A 20147-nucleotide genomic window follows, 5' to 3' on the forward strand; every position below is an offset into this window, starting at 1 on the left:
ATGTCGGTGTCCGAAGTCGGCTCCTTGTCTGCGTCCGCAGGCGTACCCGCAGAAGCCCGAACCCGCCCGCTGCAACAGTGGTGGGCGCTCACATTGCGTGGTGTCTCCAAGGTTTTCCGCAACGGTGAGTTCGTGTTCGCGTTCGTTTCCCCGGTCTTCCTCGCAGTGTGTTTCTATCTGCCCCTGAGTAGCCTGATGGATTCGTTCGGCGTGAGCTACGGACAGTTCTTGATGCCCATCATCGTGCTGCAATCCGTGGGCTTCGCCGCATCGTCGGCCGCGATGCGCTCGTCTTTCGACGACACCCAGGGAATCAACACGCGTTTTCGCGTGCTGCCGATGCCGGTGGCGGTTCCGATGTGTGCGCGGCTGGCCACGAATGTGGCCCTGCTCGTCGTGTCCTTGATCTGCGCGACAGTTGCCTGCGCCGCCATCGGGTGGCGCCCGATGGGTGGACTCGTCGGCACAGTCGGTCTCTACACCGTGGCGTTCACCGTCGGTGTTCTCATCGCCCTGCTGGCGGACGGGATCGGCCTGGTGGCAGGTAGTCCAGAGGCCACCAGTCAGGCCATGATGCTCCCGACCCTCATCCTGGGGATGATGTCGACCGGCTTCGTGCCCGTCTCGCAGTTCCCCGAGTGGATCCAGCCGTTCGTCCGCAACCAACCCATCTCGCAGTTCGTGAACGTGATGCGAGCCACCGATTACGGGGCCCTGAGCTGGGAGATCCTCCAACCGACGATCTGGTGGTGCATCGGTCTTCTGGGAATCGCCGTGCTCCTCCTCGTGATGGGTAGCCGGAAGGGGCGTTCATGAGTGCGCCTCATGCCGACGGCGGCGCAACGTCGTTGCAGAGCGAGCCGTCGACGATGCAGGGAGATGTCGGTTCCGTAGGTGCCGGCGCGGTCAGCGTCCACCCCGAAGCCTCGATCCGCGCTTGGTGGAGCCAGAGCCTCGCACTGACCGGGCGCCAGTTGCTCGTCTTCGTACGTGACGTCCCGACGCTTCTCCAGTCGCTGATCGTTCCCGCGTTGAGCATGCTGATGTTCAAGGTCGTGCTCGGCGACGCCATCGGACGAGCAACCGGCCAGGACAGCGCCTACGGCACGGTTCCGCTGGTGATCCTCGTCGGCGCGATGTTCGGGTCGATCGCTTCGGCGACACGACTCAACCGGGAACGGTCGACCGGGCTGCTGGCCCGCTTGTACGTCCTGCCGATCAACAGGGGCGCCGACCTCACCTCCCGCGTGGCCGCGGACTTGACCCGAGTGCTGGTCACGACGCTGCTGCTGCTGGCCGCCGGGCACCTGATCGGCTTCCGTTTCACGCAGGGCGTCGGACCGGCCATCGGCTTGGTGCTGGTCGCGTTGGCCTACGGTGCGGCGTTCGGCATCATGACGCTGGCGCTGGCCGTCAACGCGGCACCGGGGGCGCCGATCGTGCCGTACCTGGGTCTCTTCTCGAGCCTGTTGATGTTCTTCAACTCGGGGTTCTCGCCACTGAGCGCGTACCCGGATTGGTTGCAGCCGATCGTGGCGAACCAACCGATGACGCCGGCCATCGATCTGATGCGAGCGGTGGCGGTTGGAGGCCCGATCGCGGAGAACCTCCTCAAGGTGAGCATCTGGACGGTTGCGCTGCTGGCGCTGTCGATCTACCCCGCGCTGCGCGGATACCGGAAGGCCGCGACCGCCAGGTGAGGCCATCATCGACCGGTCGTTCGCATCCGATAACGTGTTGTGCGTCCGATCGGTGGGTACACCGGCGAGTAGAGCAGGGTTCGAGGCACGCGCCGCAGGCTGGCCAACGTCTTCGAACGCACGGTCTCGACTGTTCTCGGTGTCGGTTTCGGATTCGCTGATCTGGTGAAGCCGGATATGAACACGGCGAGCCGCCCTGCTCGTACGTAAACGCGTGGAAAGCTGGATGCCATTGTCGAATGTAACGCTGAGGAGGGTTCGGGCCGATTAACAGAAGTGGTGCCCGCTCGTTTGCTGGAGGGATTTTCCGGGCATTTCCGTGTGTGCCACAAACGCAACCTGGAGAAACAGCCTAGTTTTGGTGTTTGTGGGACGAAATCTATCGGGCGTATCAGGTCTAATCGATAGAACCGAGGCAGTCGAAGCAGTGAGGAGTGTCAGCGTCCGTGGCGACCGCCGATAACAGCGACAGCGCGAACGTTGTCGGAGAAAACACCACTGAAGTCCTGCCTCTTACAGCGGCACAGCGAGGAATGTGGTTCGCAGACACCTTGTCGCCGGACTACTCGGTGAACATCGCGCAGTACGTCGACATCCGCCACGAACCTGGTGGTCTCGACATCGACCTGCTCGAACGATGCTGCGTCGAAGTCGGCAAGGCCATTGAATCGCCGTACGTTCGGCTCACCGAGGTGGACGGGGTCCCGGCACAGTACGTCGACCTCGATTTCGACCAGCATGTGAAAATCCTCGATTTTCGTGATGCAGACGATCCCGTGGGCGCCGCGATGTCGTGGATGCAAGCTGAGTACCGCCGTCCGGTCGACCTCCAAGCCGACCAGTTGATCGTGATCAACTTCCTCTTGGTCGCGGATGACCGGACGTTCTGGTACAACCGCGCCCACCACATCATCATCGACGGGTACGCAGCGCTGTCGATCATGCGACGCACCGTCGACCGCTACAACGCCATCCGGCGCGGTGAAGAGCCGAAGGACAGGACACCGGCCACGATGGCCGAGATCGTGGCCTACGAGGACACGTATCAGGCCAGCAGCCGCCGCGAGACCGATCGCGAGCACTGGTTGTCGCGTGTATCGGATCTTCCCGAACGGGTGACCCTCGCCCACGGTGCGGGCACCGCTCCGCTCTCGTTCGACAATGTTGTGGCGGGTGGCGACCTGCCGGTCGCCCAGCAGCAGCGCCTCGAGTCGCTCGCCACCGAGTTCAACAGCTCGCTGGCCGTTCTCATGTCGGCGGCCTTCGGTGCCTTCCTCTCGCGGATGACCGGCTCCGACGACATCGTGATGACGCTGCCGGTGACGGGGCGGACCACCGCGAAGATCAAGGCCTCCGGCGGCATGGTCTCGAATATGCTTCCGATCCGATTGCGGAACGTCTCCGCGAGCACGGGCCGGGAACTGGTCGCTGCGGCCCAGCTCGAGCTGACCGGCGCGCTTCGTCATCAGCGGTACCGATCCGACGACATCCGCCGCGACGCCGGATTCGAGGCGAACTCGGTCTCGTTCGGCCCGACCATCAACATGGTCTTCTTCGACGACCCGGTCGCCATCGACGGCACGTCGATGGACTACCGAATACTGACCTCGGGCATCCTCGAGGACCTGCTGATCAACCTGTACCAGTCGAGCCCCGAAGCGCCTCTCGTCGTCGATCTGCACGGCAATCCGTATCTGTACTCCGAATCCGAGATCGCGTCGCATCATCGCCGGTTCCTGGCTTTCGTCGAGCACCTCTTCGACAACGTAGACGCCCCTATCGATTCGATGCCGGTCCTGCTCCCGGGTGAGGACGCCGAACTCGATCACTTCGAACGCGGGCCGCGCACCGACTGGACCGCGGCGCAGGCCGGCAACCATACGCTTCTCGATCTGTTCGCCGCGCGGGTGGCCGAAAGCCCTGATGCGGCAGCGATCGTCACCGACGACGCCGAGTTCACCTACCGCGAGTTCGATGCGCGAAGTCGCGAACTCGCAGCCGCCCTGGTCGAGGCGGGCGTTCGACCCGGTGACAAGGTGGCCGTGCTGATCGAACGCGGCGTGGAGCAGGTCATCGCCGTGTACGCGACGCTGATGGCAGGCGCCGCATACGTACCGGTCGACGTGGAGCAACCCGAAGACCGTCGGAGCCTGATCCTCGACACCGCGAAACCCACCGTGGTGATCGACCGCGAGTTCCTCGCGAACGCCGGTTCCTCGGCGACAGACGTATCGCTTCGCCGGCTCCCGGTGGACGAGGGGAACATCCGTCCGGAGTCGGCCGCGTACGTGATCTTCACGTCCGGCTCGACCGGAGTCCCGAAGGGCGTGCAGGTCTCGCACGGTGCCGTCGTCAACCGGCTGGCGTGGATGCAGGACCACTACCACATCGACGATTCCGACGCCGTTCTCTACAAGACGCCGATCACGTTCGACGTCTCGGTCTGGGAGTTGTTCTGGCCCTTGCAGATCGGCGCGCGAATGGTGATCGCGCGGGCGGGCGGGCACCGGGATCCGGCTTACCTCCGCGACACCATCGTCGAGCGCGGGGTGACCACGCTCCACTTCGTGCCGTCGATGCTGGATGTGTTCGTCGAGGCGGCGGCGACCGGCGAGTCGGCGGTCCCGTCCACGGTGAGGCGGGTCTTCACGTCCGGTGAGGCGCTGCCGACGAATCTCGCGACCCAGGTGGTCGAACACTCGGATTCCGAGTTGGTGAACCTCTACGGTCCCACCGAAGCCGCGGTCGACGTCACCGAGTATCGAGTCGGCGGTGGGGAAGTCCACATGCCCATCGGGCGACCGGTGGCCAACACCGACACCTATGTGCTCGACTCCCGGCTCCGTCGGGTGCCCGTCGGAGTGGTCGGCGAGTTGTACCTCGCCGGTGCACAGCTCGCGGACGGATATCTCGGCCGTGGCGGGCTGACGGCCGAGCGGTTCGTGGCCAATCCGTTCGACGCCGGCACCCGGATGTACCGGACCGGAGATCTGGTGCGGTGGAACGCGACCGGGATGCTTGAGTACCTGGGACGCACCGATTTCCAGGTCAAGATCCGTGGACAGCGCGTCGAGCTCGGCGAGATCGAGTCCGTGCTGCTGGCCGAGGGATCGGTCTCCGCTGCCGTGGCGATCGTCCGCACCGACACGGGAGGCGCCGCAGTCGTCGCCTATGTCAAACCCCGTGACACCACGATCCCGGCCGAGGTCATCGTCGACCGGCAGATGCGTGCCGCGCGCAATGGCCTTCCCGGACACATGGTTCCGTCCGCGGTGGTCGTTCTCGAGACCTTCCCGGTGAATGCCTCTGGCAAGCTGGACCGACGCGCGCTCCCCGCGCCCGCTTCCACCACCACTGCCGAGCGCGTCTACGTCGCTCCCCGGTCGGAGATCGAGGAGAAGGTGGCCGAGATCGTCGGTGACGTCCTCGGTGTCGAGCGGATCGGCATGCGGGACAACATCTTCGCTCTCGGAGCCGACTCCCTGGCAGCGGCCCGGCTGGCGTCGAGGCTGCGTAAGCAGTACTCGCGGGCGGTCGCGCTGGGCGACATCTTCAACAGCAACGACGTCGGCGAGCTGGCCGCCGCCATCGCCGATGCCGCGGTGGTCGAGGCGCGGCCGCCGCTGCGTCGGGGAACGCGGCCGGAGACCATCCCGGTCTCGTACTCGCAATCCCGCCTCTGGTTCATCAACCGGATGGACCCGTCGTCGGGGACCTACAACATGCCCGGGGCGGTGCGTATGCGTGGCGACGTCGATGTCGACGCCCTGCGCGCGGCGGTCCGAGACGTGGTCATCCGGCACGAGCCGCTGCGTACCCGCTTCCCGTCGATCGACGGCGAGCCGATCCAGGAGATCGTCGACGTCGCCGACGTCGAGGACCAGGTACGGCTCGGTGTCCACACCACGACCGAGGCCGATCTCCTCGACGCGGTCGCCACACAGGCCGCGGCCGGTTTCGACCTCGTCTCGCAGGTGCCCTTCCGTGCCTCCCTGTTCGAGACTCCCGCTGACGGGCACGTGCTCCTGGTGGTCCTCCATCACATCGTCGGCGACGGCGCGTCGCTGCGCCCCCTCATCGTCGACCTCCTCGCCGCCTACGGGGCCCGGGTCAACGGACTTGCGCCGGCCTGGGAACCGCTGCCCGTCCAGTACGCCGACTTCGCGGTGTGGCAACGCGACACTCTCGGTTCGGCCGACGACGAGAATGCCCGGATGGCACGTGAGCTCGCCTACTGGAGCGACCAGCTCGCCGGCCAGCCCGAACTGCTGGCCCTTCCCACCGACCGGCCCCGTCCTCAGATCCCCACGGGAAGAGGCGGTTACGTCGACGCCGAGATCTCACCCGAGCAGTTCGCGAAGATCCGCTCACTGGCCGGACGTTTCGGCGTCACCACGTTCACCGTTCTGCATGTGGCCTTGGCGGCCGTCCTCGGCCGGCTCGGTGACACCGATGACGTGTCCATCGGTACCGCGGTCGCCGGGCGCGACGAACCCGAACTCGCCGACCTCGTGGGCATGTTCGTCAACACCGTCGTCCTGCGGTTGAACATCCGCCCGGGTGATTCGGTCGCCGAACTGTTGGACCGTGCACACCGTGTACGTACCGGCGCGCTGGAGTACTCCCAGGTGCCGTTCGAGATGGTGGTCGACGAGGTGTCGCCCAGCAGGTCGCGTGCCCACAGCCCGTTGTTCCAGGTCGGTTTCACCTTCCAGCGCGACTCGTCGGCCGTTCTGGCTCAGACGGGGGAGTTCGACGTACTCGACATCCGGATCCCGTCCGCGAAGTACGATCTGTCGGTGACCGCCACCGAGTTCGCCGGCGCCGGTTCCGAACGCGTGGCCCTCGAATTCTCTTACGCCACGGATCTTTTCAACCGCTCGACGGTGGAGTCCATGGCCGAGGCGCTGGTCATGCTGCTCGATCAGATGACGTCCACCCCCACCGAGGCGATCGGCCGGTTCGACATCGTGCCCGCTGCCGAGGTGCGGGAGCTGACCACCGAGCCCGTCGGTCGGACACCGGTCGTGTTCGCCGATCTGCTGGCGACGTGCTCGCCCGGTTCGGCGACGCCGGTACTCGTCGCCGGCGAGAAGATCACCCCGGATGTCTTCGATGCTCGGACCAATCAACTTGCACGAGAATTGATCTCACGCGGGATCGGACCCGGCGACGTCGTCGCCATCAGCGCTCGCCGTTCGGCGCGCTCGGTACTGTGCACCATCGCTGTGATCCGTTCCGGCGCAGCCTTCGTCACGATCGATCCCATGCACCCGGCCGAGCGTCGATCGGCGATGGTGAGCGACAGCGGCGCGCGCGTCGGACTGGCCACCGCCGAAGCCGGGGTCGACGCGATCGACAGCGGTGCGGAGTGGATCATCGTCGACGACAGCGAGACCGAGTTGCGTCTCGCCGGGCACCCCATCGCTCCGATCGGAGTCGATGAACTGGTCCGGCCCACACGCGTCGACGAGATGGCGTACCTCATCTACACCTCGGGTTCGACGGGCACGCCCAAGGCGGCCGCCGTGAGCCATCGTGGTCTGGCGAACATGATGGCGAATCAGCGCGAGATCCTGAGGCTCGACGAGACCTCGCGGGTGCTGCATGTCGCGTCCCCGAGCTTCGATGCCTCGGTCTTCGAGCTGACGATGGCGCTCGGGTCGTCCGCTCAGCTGGTCGTCGCCGACCCGGACACCTACGCCGGCGACCAGCTCGAGCAGCTGATCGCGGAATCCGGTGTGACACACGCGGTCATGACGCCGTCGGCACTGGCGACCCTGGAACCGGCAGCGGTGCCGTCGCTGACCACGGTGCTGAGTGCGGGCGAGGCATGCCCGCCAGAACTGATGCGCCGCTGGGTGTCCGCGGGTCGCCGGTTCTTCAACCTCTACGGCCCCACCGAGACGACCATCTGGGCCACCGCGGACGGACCGTTCTCGCCCGCCGACGACATGACGATCGGAACGGCGGTACCCGGAGTCGGGGCCCTCGTCCTGGATCGCGGACTGCGGCCGACCCCGGCCGGGGTCGTCGGCGAGCTCTACCTCGTGGGCGATCAGCTGGCCATCGGTTACCTGGGCCGCCCCGGTCTGACCGCCGAGCGGTTCATCGCGAACCCGTACTCGAACGGGACGCGGATGTACCGGACGGGTGACCGGGTCGTCCGTCGTGCCGACGGGCGGTTGCTCTATCACGGCCGCGACGATTTCCAGCTGAAGGTGCGCGGACTCCGCATCGAGCTCGGTGAGGTCGACAACGCATTGATGTCCCACCCGGACGTCGCCAATGCGGTCAGCCTCGGTGTGCCCGGACCGGCCGGCGAAGACGTCCTGGTCGCATATGTGACCGCGACCGACGACCGCTCGCCGATGCCCGAGGCGTTGACCGAGCACGTCACGCAGCTCCTGCCGCGCTACATGGTCCCGCACACGATCGTCGTGGTCGACTCCTTCGAACTGACCAACGTCGGCAAGATCGACCGCACCAAGCTGCCGCCGGTCGACTTCAGCGCGAGCAAGGACTTTGTCCCGCCGCGGACGCAGCTCGAGGCCATCGTCGCCGAAGTCTTCGCCCAGGTACTCGGGGTCGAGCGGGTCAGCGTGCACGACGGCTTCTTCGAGATGGGTGGCAACTCGCTGTCGGCTACCAAGGTGTCCGCACGTCTGTCGGCGGCGCTGGACCGGCAGGTCCCGGTGAAGGCGATCTTCGAGTCCGCAGATGTGGCCCGGCTCGCCGAATACATCACCAACAGCCTCTCCGGTCACTCGGCGGTCCCGCTGATCGCGCGTCAGCGCGCCGAGATGGTCCCGGTGTCAGCCGTTCAGCGCGGCATGTGGCTGCTCAGCCGTGCCGATCCTGAGTCCCCGGCCTACAACGTCGCCCTCGCTCTCGAGCTGCGCGGCCGGCTGGACGTCGACGCACTGCGCGCCGCGGTGGACGACCTGCTCCGCAGGCACGAATCGCTTCGGACCAGCTACCCGATGATCAACGGCGAACCGATGCAGATCATCAGCCCACCCGACGAGGTCGCCGGCCTCGACGTGACCCCGGTACAGGTCTCGGGGAGCGTGGCCGACGCCATCGCGGCCGTGACCGGCCGCGGGTTCGACATCACGACCGCCCCGCCGGTCCGCCTCGCCCTGCTGCGTGTCGACGAGGACGAGCACGTGGTCGTCTTCGTCGTGCATCACATCAGCGCCGACGGCGCCTCGATGGCGCCGCTGGCCCGCGATCTGATGATGGCCTACGCAGCCCGCCACGAAGGGCTCCCGCCGACGTGGGCGCCGCTGCCGGTCCAGTACGCAGACTTCACCCTGTGGCAGGCCGAACGGCTGGCGACGACCGACGACGAGGGCGTCACCGAGGCGCAACGCCAGCTCGACTATTGGATCGACCGCCTGTCCGGGGCCCCCGAGACCATCGATCTGCCGACGGATCGGCCCCGGCCGAGGACGCCGTCGTACGTCGGCGATCAGGTCGAGTTCGAGATCCCCGAGGATCTGGCGCGGTCCCTGGAGTCCGTCGCACGCGCGAACAACACCACGATGTTCATGGTCACCCATGCCGCCTACGCGGTGCTGCTGTCGCGTCTGAGCGGACGCAACGACCTCGTGATCGGCACGCCGTACGCCGGACGTGGCGAACAGGCGCTCGACGAGGTGGTGGGCATGTTCGTCAACAGTCTCGCGTTGCGGACCCGGATCGACCACGGGGAGAAGTTCAGCGATCTGCTGTCCCGGGTGCGTCGTGATGACCTCGCCGACATGGCCAACACAGACGTCGCTTTCGAGACGATCGTCGCGAAGATACTGAGTGCGCCGACGACGTCCCACAACCCGTTGTTCCAGGTGATGTTCGCCTTCCAGAACATCGACTTCCCGTCGCTCGAACTCGGCGACGTGGTCGTGTCACCGGTGGCCGAGGGGATCATCCCGGCCAAGGTCGATCTGCAGTTGAACCTGTACCCGAACGACCCGGCAGCGGCGGGACACAATCCGGGAGCCGGCGCGATGAAGGCGCAGCTCGTCTACGCCACCGATCTCTTCGACCGGTCCACGATCGAGACCGTGGCGCAGCGATATCTCGGAATCCTCGAGGCCGTCGCCGCCGACGCCGAGTGTATCGTCGGGGACATCGTGATCCTCACCGCTGATGAGCAGGCCGAAGCTGTCGATCCGGTTGCGGCAGACATTCGGCTCACCGATCTCGTCACCATCGCCGGCGATACCGATCCCGGGGCGATCGCCGTGGAACACGACGGCGTGAGCGCCGACTTCGGTCAACTGGCGGACATGGTGAGAGCAATGGCGGCCGCCCTTCCGGGATCGGACTCCGACGCCACGCTCACGATGGCACTGATGAGTGTGGTGCCCAGTCTGGCCGCAGGTGGTCCGGCCGCGCTCGACGAGGTTCTGAGCGGCCTGCGCTCCAACGCCTCCGCGATCATCGATCTGTCCACCGCTTCAGAAGGAAACAACAGGACGTGACCGTCGACTCTGACGCCGCTGACATCTCGCGTGGTTGGGGCGCTCGGCCGTCCACCCTGCAACTGATCGCACATGCCGCGTCGGTTGCTCCTGCGCAGACCGCGTTCGAGGGCAAGTCCGGCCCGGTCCCGTTCGCCGCACTGAACGCGACGGTCTCGATGACCGCGGGAGTTCTCGCGGCGCAGGGGATCGACACGGAGGCGGCGGTGGGAGCCGCCGTCACCGGTCAGTTGTCGCTGGCAGGACTCGCGCCGAATGAGATCGCCACGACGACGAGTCGCGTCGTCGAGCAGATCCGGACCGCGGCGTGGGCACTGGCCGGAACCTCCGATTGGGAGTCGCTGCCGGGTCTGTTCCGCTCTGCCGCGCATCGGTTCGCGGATCGCGTCGCGGTGTCGGCGTCGGGCCGGTCGCTGTCCTATGGCGAGCTCGATGCTCGCTCGGACGCGGTGGCCGCCGGGCTCGCCGCCCGCGGGGTCGCCGCCGGTGACCTGGTCGGCATCGCCACCGCCCGGACGGTCGACCTCATGTCCGCGATCCTCGGTGTGATGAAGGCCGGGGCCGGGTACCTGCCGCTGGATCTGGGTAACCCGGTCGAACGCCTGTCGTTCATCGTCGCCGACGCCGAGGTGGCGGTGGTCATCGGCGATGCGTCGTCGGCCGATCACGCCCTGTGGGATCGCCTCCCGGACGGGGCGATGGTCGTCGACGTGGAGGCTCTCGCGGCCGAACCTGTCGCCTCCACGGACCTGGTGCGGGTGCCCGCGGACTCGCGGGCGTACGTCATCTACACCTCGGGGTCGACCGGGCGGCCGAAGGGCGTCGAGATCACCCATCGTGACGTGGTCACCCTGATCGACGCCGCGGCAGACGATTTCGAGTTCTCCGCGTCGGACGTGTGGACGATGTTCCATTCGTATGCGTTCGACTTCTCGGTGTGGGAGATGTGGGGCCCGCTGCTCTCCGGGGCTCGGCTGGTGGTGATCGATCGCGACCTGGCACGGGATCCACGAGCATTCCTGGACGTCCTGGTGACCGAACAGGTGACGGTGCTGAGTCAGACCCCGTCGGCGTTCTACCAGTTGATCGACGCCCGTCGGGGCGATCGGCGCGAACTGGCGTTGCGGTATGTGGTGTTCGGCGGCGAGGCGCTGAGTTTCGACCAGGTCCGCCGTTGGTACGACGAGAACCCGTCCGATACCGCGCAGCTGGTGAACATGTACGGCATCACCGAGACCACCGTGCATGTGAGTTTCCGTGCGCTCGACCGGGATTCGGTTGCCGGCACCGACGCGTCCCTGATCGGCCGACCGCTGACCTCGCTGGGTATCCACATTCTCGACGAGCGATTGAACCCGGTACCGCAGGGCGTGCCGGGCGAGATCTATGTGACCGGAGGCCAGTTGGCCTCCGGCTACCTGAAACGACCGGGTCTGTCGTCCTCGCGATTCGTCGCGAACCCGTTCGCCGATGACGGCTCCCGGATGTACCGGACCGGCGACCGCGCCCGGCGGGTCGGTGACGACATCGAGTATCTGGGCCGTAACGATGCGCAGGTCCAACTGCGCGGTTTCCGGATCGAATTCGGTGAGATCGAGGCGGCGTTGCTGGCCGCGATGCCGGAGGCGGCCGCAGCAGCCGCTCGGGTGATCGAGGACCCGGATCGTGGTGACCAGCTGGTCGGTTACCTCGTGGTGGCTCCCGGCGAGGACGTGGACGCCGCCGCGGTCCGGTCGGCGATGGCCGCACACGTGCCCGGGTACATGGTTCCCGACGCAATGGTCGGCGTGGAACGCCTGCCGCTCACCGCGAACGGGAAGCTGGACCGAAAAGCACTGCCCAGGCCTGTTTTCGAGTCCGGCGTCGAGTACGTGCCGCCGGCGGACGACACCGAACGCGCGCTCGTCGACGTGTTCACGGCGGTGCTCGGTCTCGAGGACATCAGCGTCACCGAGTCCGTGTTCGACGTCGGTGGCAACTCGCTGATCGCAGCCCAGATCGTGGGTCGGGCGTGTGAGGTCCTCAACGTCGACCTCAACATGCGCGATCTGTTCGATGCACCCACCGTCCGCGGCCTGGCAGCCCGGGTGAAGGATGCGGCGCCCGGTCTCGAGCCGATCACTCCCGCCAATCCCCGCCCGGCTGTCATCCCGCTCTCGTTCTCCCAACAGCGGATGTGGTTCATCAACCAGTTCGACCCGACGCTGCCGACATACAACATCCCGGTCCTGCTCCGGATCACCGGACATCTCGACGTCCAAGCATTGCGTACCGCCGTCGTCGACGTGATCGCCCGCCAGGACGTTCTGCGAACGGTGTTCCCGGCCGCCGACGGTCGGCCGAACCAGGTCATTCTGCCGCTCGCACAGGCCGAATCGGTTCTCGACTGGACGGTCACCGACTCGCCGGAGGTCTTCGAGTCCGCGGTCTCGGCCGGTTTCGACGTCACCGAGCAGATGCCGATCCGAGTCGCTGTGCTGCGCACCGACACCGACGAGACCATCCTCGGCGTGGTGGTGCACCACATCGCGGCCGACGGCGAGTCGATGCGGCCGCTGGTCGCCGACCTCCTCACCGCCTACACCTCGCGGGTCGAGCACCGCGCGCCCGACTACGCACCGCTCGAGGTGCAGTTCGCCGATTATGCGCTCTGGCAACATCGCGTTCTCGGCGACGCGACCGACCCGACTTCGTTGGTCGCGGGTCAGCTGCGCTTCTGGACGGAGCGGTTGGCCGATCTCCCCGACGTCATCGACCTACCCACCGACCGGGAGCGGCCTCGCGTCGCGACCAACCGCGGTGACCAGGTGGCCTTCGACGTACCCGCCGAAGTGGTCGCACGCGTCGAGGACATCGCCCGGATCAGCGGCGCCACACCGTTCATGGTCGCCCACGCCGCACTGGCCGTGCTGCTGTCACGGGTGGCGGCCACCGACGACGTGGCCATCGCCACGCCGATCGCCGGTCGCACGCATGCCGTGGTGGAGCCGCTGGTCGGCATGTTCGTCAACACTCTCGTCCTTCGCACGGGTGTCGATGCCGGCAAGTCATTCCTCGACTTCCTCGAGGAGGTGCGGGCCGCCGATCTGGACGCCTTCGCCAACGGCGACGTCCCGTTCGAGACACTCGTCGAAACCCTTGCGCCGGTGCGCAGTGAGGCATTCGCACCGCTCGCGCAGGTGATGCTGTCGTTCGATCCCGCGCAGTCGGCCCACAAGCTGGACGCGACGATCGGCGGACTGCAGTTCACCGAGATCGATCCGCCGGTCATCCCGGCGCAGTACGACCTGACGGTCGGTCTGCATTCCCTCGACTCCGGTGGGTGGTCCGGCACGGTCACCTTCGCCACAGATCTGTTCGATCCGTCGACGGCCGCGCTCATCGGGCGCCGATTCGTACGGCTGCTCGATGCCCTGACCTCGACGCCACGGATGTCGGTCGGAGACGCGCCACTCATCTCCGAGGACGAGACATCGACCGTTGCGTCCCTGGAGTCTGGTTCGCCGACGATCGATTCGGCCACGTTCGGCGGACTTGGCTCGTTGGCGGACGGGTTGTCGCGTGCCGTGTCGGAGCATCCTGAGCGTGATGCGTTGGTGTTTGGGGATCGGACGGTGTCGTTTGGTGAGTTCGGTGCTCGGGTGTGGGGGTTGGCGCGTGAGTTGATCGCGGTTGGTGTGGGGCCGGATGTTGCTGTGGCTGTGGTGATTCCGCGGTCGGTGGAGTTGTTGGTCGCGGTTCATGCGGTTGTTGCTGCTGGTGGGCAGTATGTGCCGGTGGATCTGGATGCGCCTGCTGATCGTGTGGAGTACATGTTGGCGACGTCGGGTGCTTCGCTGGTGCTGGTGGCCGGCGGGTTGCCGGTGCCGGCTGCGGTGGCGCAGGTCGATGGTCTGTCGGTGCGTGAGGTGGATGCGTCGGGTTCGTTCGATGCCGGTGTGGGGCCGGTGTCGGATGCAGATCGTCGTGCGCCGTTGAGTGTCGATGATGCGTTGTACACGTTGTTCACGTCGGGGTCGACGGGGCGGCCGAAGGGTGTGACGGTGTCGCATCGGTCGGTGCTGAATCGGCTGGCGTGGATGGATGCGTGGTATCCGGTGTCGGGGTCGGATCGGGTGTTGCAGAAGACGCCGGTGACGTTCGACGTGTCGGTGTGGGAGTTGTTCTGGCCGTTGGTTGCCGGGGTTCCGTTGGTGATCGCGGAGCCGGGTCGTCATGGTGATCCGGAGTATCTGCGTGAGGTGATCGTCGATCGTTCGGTGTCGGTGGTGCATTTCGTGCCGTCGATGTTGTCGGCGTTTGTCGACGTGTTGGGTGATCGGCTCGGCGGGTTGACGTCGCTTCGGTATGTGTTTGCTTCGGGTGAGGCGTTGGCGCCGGCGGTGGCGGGCGGGTTGTTGTCGCGGCTGCCGGGTGTGGGTTTGCACAATCTGTACGGGCCGACCGAGGCTGCGGTTGATGTGACGGCGTATTCGGTGCGGGCTGGTGATGCGGTGGTGCCGATTGGTTCGCCGGTGCCCAAGACGGTGACGCGGGTGTTGGATTCGCGGTTGGCGCGGGTTCCGGTGGGTGTGCCGGGCGAGTTGTATCTCGGTGGTGTGCAGGTGGCGCGGGGGTATGCGGCGCGGCCGGATCTGACTGCTGAGCGTTTTGTTGCTGATCCGTTCGGTGGGCCGGGGGAGCGGTTGTATCGGACCGGGGATCTGGTGCGGTGGAATGCTTCGGGTGAGTTGGAGTATCTGGGGCGTACCGATTTCCAGGTGAAGTTGCGTGGGCAGCGGCTGGAGTTGGGTGAGGTCGAGGCTGCGGTGGCGGCGGCGCCGGGTGTGGTGCATGCGGCAGCGGTGGTGGCTGAGTCTGGTGGTGGGCAGCAGTTGGTGGCGTATGTGGCGCCGGCTGATGTGGATGTGGATGTGGTTGCCGAGTCGGTGGCGTCGGTGTTGCCGGGGTATATGCGCCCGTCGGTGTGGGTGCGGTTGGATGTGATGCCGCTGACGTCGTCGGGCAAGGTGGATCGTAAGGCGTTGCCTGCGCCGGTGTTCGAGGCTGTCGAGTATGTGGCTCCGGCTTCGGATGCCGAGGAGCGGGTTGCGGCGGTGTTTGCGACTTTGCTTGATGCCGAGCGGGTTTCGGTGACCGAGTCGTTCTTCGATTTGGGTGGTAACTCGTTGTCGGCGATGCGTTTGGTGGCGCGGGTGTCGGATGCGTTGGGTGTGCAGGTCGGTATCCGGGATGTGTTCGATGCGCCGTCGGTGCGGGATCTGGTTGCCGCGGTGGCCGATCGTCGTCCTGCTCTGCCGCCGGTGAGCCGTGTCGAGTCTCGGCCCGAACGGATTCCGTTGTCGTTCGCCCAGCAGCGCATGTGGTTCATCAACCAGATGGAACCGGAGCTGGCGACATACAACATCCCGGCCGTGTTCACGCTGTCCGGCGAGGTCGACGTCGACCTCTTGCGGACGGCGACCGCTGACGTCGTCGCCCGACACGAAATCCTCCGGACGACCTTCCCGGCCGTCGACGGGGAGCCGTACCAGCAGATCGCCGCGCCCGCAGATGCTGCCGAACGCCTGGACTGGCGGGTCGTGGCGAGCGCCGACGAACTCGCGACCGACATGCGTCGCGGGTTCGATGTCGCGCACGAGTGGCCCCTGCGTGCCCGCGTTCTGCTCACCGGTGACGGGCAGGCGACCTTCGCCCTCGTCGCCCATCACATCGCATTCGACGGTCAGTCGTTCGGTCCGCTCGCGACCGACCTCTTCGCCGCTTATGAAGCGCGAAGCCGCGGCGCGGCACCGGATTTCGCGCCCCTCGACATCCAGTTCGCCGACTACGCCCTGTGGCAGCGCGAGGTACTCGGCGCGCCCCAGGATCCGGATTCGGTCCTCGGCGGACAACTCGCCTACTGGCGAGACCGACTCGCAGGACTCCCGGATGTCCTCGAACTGCCCGCCGACAGGCCCCGGCCGCTCGTCGCCAGCCACCTGGGCGACGTGTTCACCTTCGACATCCCCGCCGACATCGGCCGCCGCGTCGATGCCATCGCCACCCGGCACGGCGCGACGCGGTTCATGGTGTTGCACGCGGCGTTCGCGGTCCTGCTCGCCCGTCTGACGGGTACCCACGACATCGCGGTCGGTACGCCGATCGGTGGCCGCGGGCAGAGCGAGCTGGACGCCATGGTCGGCATGTTCGTCAACACCCTCGTGCTGCGCACCGAGATCGATTCCGCCAGCGGGTTCGACGCTGTTCTCGACCGCGTCAGAGCCGACGATCTCGATGCCTTCGCGCACGCCGAGGTGCCGTTCGAGTCGGTGGTCGATGCGGTCAATCCCGTTCGCTCCGAGGCCTTCTCGCCTCTGGTTCAGGTCATCCTGTCGGTCGATCCGATCGGCGCCGACGTCAGCGGTGCCGCCACGGTCAACGGTTTGACGGTCGCCCCGGTGGACATCACCGAGGCCCCCGCCCAGGTCGACCTCAATCTGACCGTCTCCACCGGCTCTGCCGACGAGGACTGGTCGGGAATCCTGACCTATGCCACCGATCTCTTCGACCGAGGAACCGTCGAGGAGATGTCCCGGTGGTTCCTCCGCCTGCTCGACGGTGTGCTCGCATCCGAGCAGACCGCCGTCGGCGACATCCGGCTCCTCGCAGCCGAACAGGATCAGGCACTGCTCGCCGGGGCCATCGGGCCGGCGGCGTCCGCCGCGGATGAGACGATCGCCGAGCTCGTCGGTGCCCGCGTGGCCGACTCCGCGCAGTCCCTCGCGCTCGTCACGGGCGAGCGCACGCTGACCTACGGCGAGTTCGGGCTCCGCGTCGCCACGGTCGCACGGACGTTGATCGCCGAGGGCGTCGGTCCGAACACAGCCGTCGGCGTCGTGATGCGCCGGTCTGCCTGCACCGTCATCGCGGTGCACGCCATCATGGCAGCGGGTGGCCAGTACGTCCCCATCGATCCCGACACCCCGGCCGACCGCGCGCGATACATGGTCGAGACCGCCGGTATCGGACCGGTCCTCGTGGAGAAGGGACACCGGCCCGTCGAGGTTCTCGATGTGCTCGACGGACGGTCGCCGATCATCGAACTCGACGCCGATGCACCGCTTTCCGCCGACGCGGCCCCGCTGTCGGCTTCCGAACGACTCGCCACACTGCGTCTCGACGACGCCGCCTACACGCTGTTCACCTCCGGTTCGACCGGCAGGCCGAAGGGCGTCACCATCTCGCATCGGGCGGTCGCCAACTTCGTCGCCTGGTTCGATTCGCTCATTCCTGCCGGGCCCCAGCGTCTGGTGTTCAAGACCCCGCACACATTCGACGCGTCGGTCCTGGAACTGTTCTGGCCGTTGACAGCTGGGCAGACGATGGTGGTCGCGGATGCCGAGGGCCACCGCGACCCGAACTACCTCGCCGACCTCATGGCCGAAACGGGCGTGACCGTCGCCCAGTTCGTGCCGTCGCTGCTCTCGGTATTCCTCGACGTCGTCGACCGACCGGATCTGCTGACCGGACTACAGGTGTTGTTCAGTGGCGGCGAGGCGCTTCCTCCGGCGGTGCTCCGACGATTCACCGAGCGCGTGCCCCACGCCCGGGTGGTCAACCTGTTCGGTCCCACCGAGGCCGCCGTCTACACGATGTCGTCGGCATTGGACGAGCCCGTCGACGTCGTCCCGATCGGGCGGCCCATGCCGAACACCACCGCCTACGTGCTCGATGATCGCCTGCACCCGGTCCCAGACGGGGTGGCCGGCGAACTCTACCTGGGTGGTGTCCAGTCCGCGCGCGGTTACGCGGCCCGGCCGGACCTGACCGCGGAGCGCTTCGTCGCGGATCCGTTCGGGGCCCCAGGAGCGCGGCTGTACCGGACCGGTGACCTGGTCCGCCGACGCCGCACCGGCGATCTGGATTATCTGGGCCGCACCGACTTCCAGGTGAAGCTGCGCGGACAGCGACTCGAACTCGGTGAGGTCGAATCCGCGATCGCCGACGCGCCCGGTGTCGTCCACGCCGCGGCCCGCGTGGTCGCCGGGCCGGGCGGCGACCAGCTCGTCGGCTACGTCGCTCCCGCGACCGTCGATCTCGATGCCGTGCGCACATCGCTCTCGGACGCGCTCGCCGAATACATGCGCCCCACCGCGTGGGTGCTCCTCGACGAGATGCCGCTGAACTCCGCCGGCAAGGTCGACCGCCGTTCGCTGCCCGAGCCCGAGCTGGAAGCGGCCGAATACGTCGCGCCCGCTTCGGAAGCCGAAGATGCGATCGCCGGCGTGTTCGCCGGGCTGCTGGGCGTGGAGCAGGTGAGTGTCACCCAGTCGTTCTTCGACCTGGGGGGCAACTCGCTGTCGGCGATGCGTCTGACGTCCCGGGTGTCGGATGCCCTGGGTGTCGAGGTGACGGTCCGCGATGTGTTCGATGCCCCGACGGTGCGCGAGCTCGCCGAAGCAGTCCGGGGGCGACGTGCCCCGCTGCCCCCGGTGGCCCGGCCGGAGTCGCGTCCGGGGAACGTCCCGCTGTCCTTCGCGCAGCAGCGGATGTGGTTCATCAACAAGTTCAACCCGTCGAGCGGGATGTACAACGTCCCGCTGGTCCTACGGGTCGACGGTGGACTCGACGTGGCGGCATTGCGGACGGCGATCGGCGATGTGGTGGCGAGGCACGAGTCACTCCGCACGACCTTCCCGGACGTCGACGGTGAGCCCTTCCAGCTGGTGCACGACGTCTCGGAGATCGCCGAGCGGTTGGACTGGCGAGAGGCGCACTCTGCCTCCGACATCGAGGACGCCGTCGCAGCCGGTTTCCGACTCGGCCTCGAATGGCCGGTGCGGGCGCGTGTCTGGAAGACCGCCACGGACGAGCACGTGGTCGCGGTGATCATGCATCACATCGCCTCCGACCGGGAGTCGTTCGCACCACTCGTCTCCGACCTGGTCACTGCATATTCGGCCCGCTCGAACGGCCGGACCCCGGCCTTCGCGCCACTGGATGTGCAGTACGCCGACTTCGCGCTGTGGCAGCGCGACGTCCTGGGATCGCCGGAAGATCCGGACTCGGTGGTCGGTCGCCAGTTGGCCTACTGGGCGCGGCAGCTGGCCGGGGTGCCGGATGTCCTGGAGCTGCCCGCCGATCGTCCCCGCCCGACGGTGGCCTCCCACCGGGGCGCGGTGGTCTCGGTGCCGCTGCCCGCCGAGGTGAGTTTGGGCATCGAGGAACTCGCTCGCCGGCGCGGCGTGACCCCCTTCATGGTTGTGCATGCGGCCCTGGCGGTGGTGCTGGCGCGGTTGTCGGCGACCGACGACATCGCGGTCGCCACCCCGATAGCAGGGCGGGGACAGCAGGCTCTCGAACCGGTGATCGGCATGTTCGTCAACACACTCGTGCTGCGGACGAAGGTCACGTCGCGGGGGCGTTTCGCCGATCTGCTCGACCAGGTTCGTTCGGTCGACCTGGAGGCGTTCGAACACGCGGATGTACCTTTCGAATCCGTCGTCGAGCGACTTCAGCCCGTGCGCTCGCAGGCGTTCGCGCCCCTGGCGCAGGTCGTGCTCTCGGTGATCGACCGGTCGGTCGACCTAGGAGCCGGCGTCGTCGACGCGGTCGCGAACGATCTGGCGTTCACGCCGCTCGAGCCGCCGGTCGTCCCGGCGCAGAACGATCTGTCCATATCGGTGGGCACCAATCGGGCAGGCGACGGCGAGGTCCGCGTGACCTACGCGACCGATCTCTTCGACGAACAGTCGGTGAGCCGGTTCGGCGAGAGGTTCGTCAGAGTTCTCGCAGAGGTCACGACGAATCCCGAGATGACGATCGGGGGTACTCGACTGCTCACCGACAGTGAACGGAATCAGATACTGGAGTGGTCCCGAGGCCGTCGGAGCGTGATCGGGTCTCCGACGCTCGTGCATCTGACGAGCCCTGCATGAGCCCGGTGGTCAACTGATGAGTAAGCGTACTGACAGTG

At 66.9% G+C, this 20147-nt stretch carries 4 protein-coding genes; all 4 read left to right on the top strand.

What is annotated here, in order from left to right:
* The 4 genes from M1L58_RS03430 to M1L58_RS03445 all read left to right on the top strand — a co-directional run bounded on the left by M1L58_RS03430 (position 1) and on the right by M1L58_RS03445 (position 20109).
* Entirely contained in the window at positions 1-816 is an 816-nt protein-coding gene (locus M1L58_RS03430; RefSeq protein WP_248657831.1) for an ABC transporter permease, read from the top strand.
* A gap of 53 nt (positions 817-869) precedes the next feature.
* Entirely contained in the window at positions 870-1700 is an 831-nt protein-coding gene (locus M1L58_RS03435; RefSeq protein ID WP_248657864.1) for an ABC transporter permease, read from the top strand.
* Between the two features lie 533 nt (positions 1701-2233).
* On the top strand, positions 2234-10189 hold the full coding sequence (locus M1L58_RS03440; protein ID WP_248657832.1) for an amino acid adenylation domain-containing protein: 7956 nt from the start codon (positions 2234-2236) through the stop codon (positions 10187-10189).
* A complete protein-coding gene (locus M1L58_RS03445; RefSeq protein ID WP_248657833.1) occupies positions 10186-20109 on the top strand; it encodes a non-ribosomal peptide synthetase in 9924 nt (3307 codons plus the stop codon). Before M1L58_RS03440 ends, M1L58_RS03445 begins: the two co-directional genes overlap by 4 nt.
* The last annotated feature ends 38 nt before the right edge of the window (positions 20110-20147 follow it).

It is taken from the genome of Gordonia sp. C13, from assembly GCF_023218005.1.
Classification (GTDB): Bacteria; Actinomycetota; Actinomycetes; order Mycobacteriales; family Mycobacteriaceae; genus Gordonia; species Gordonia namibiensis.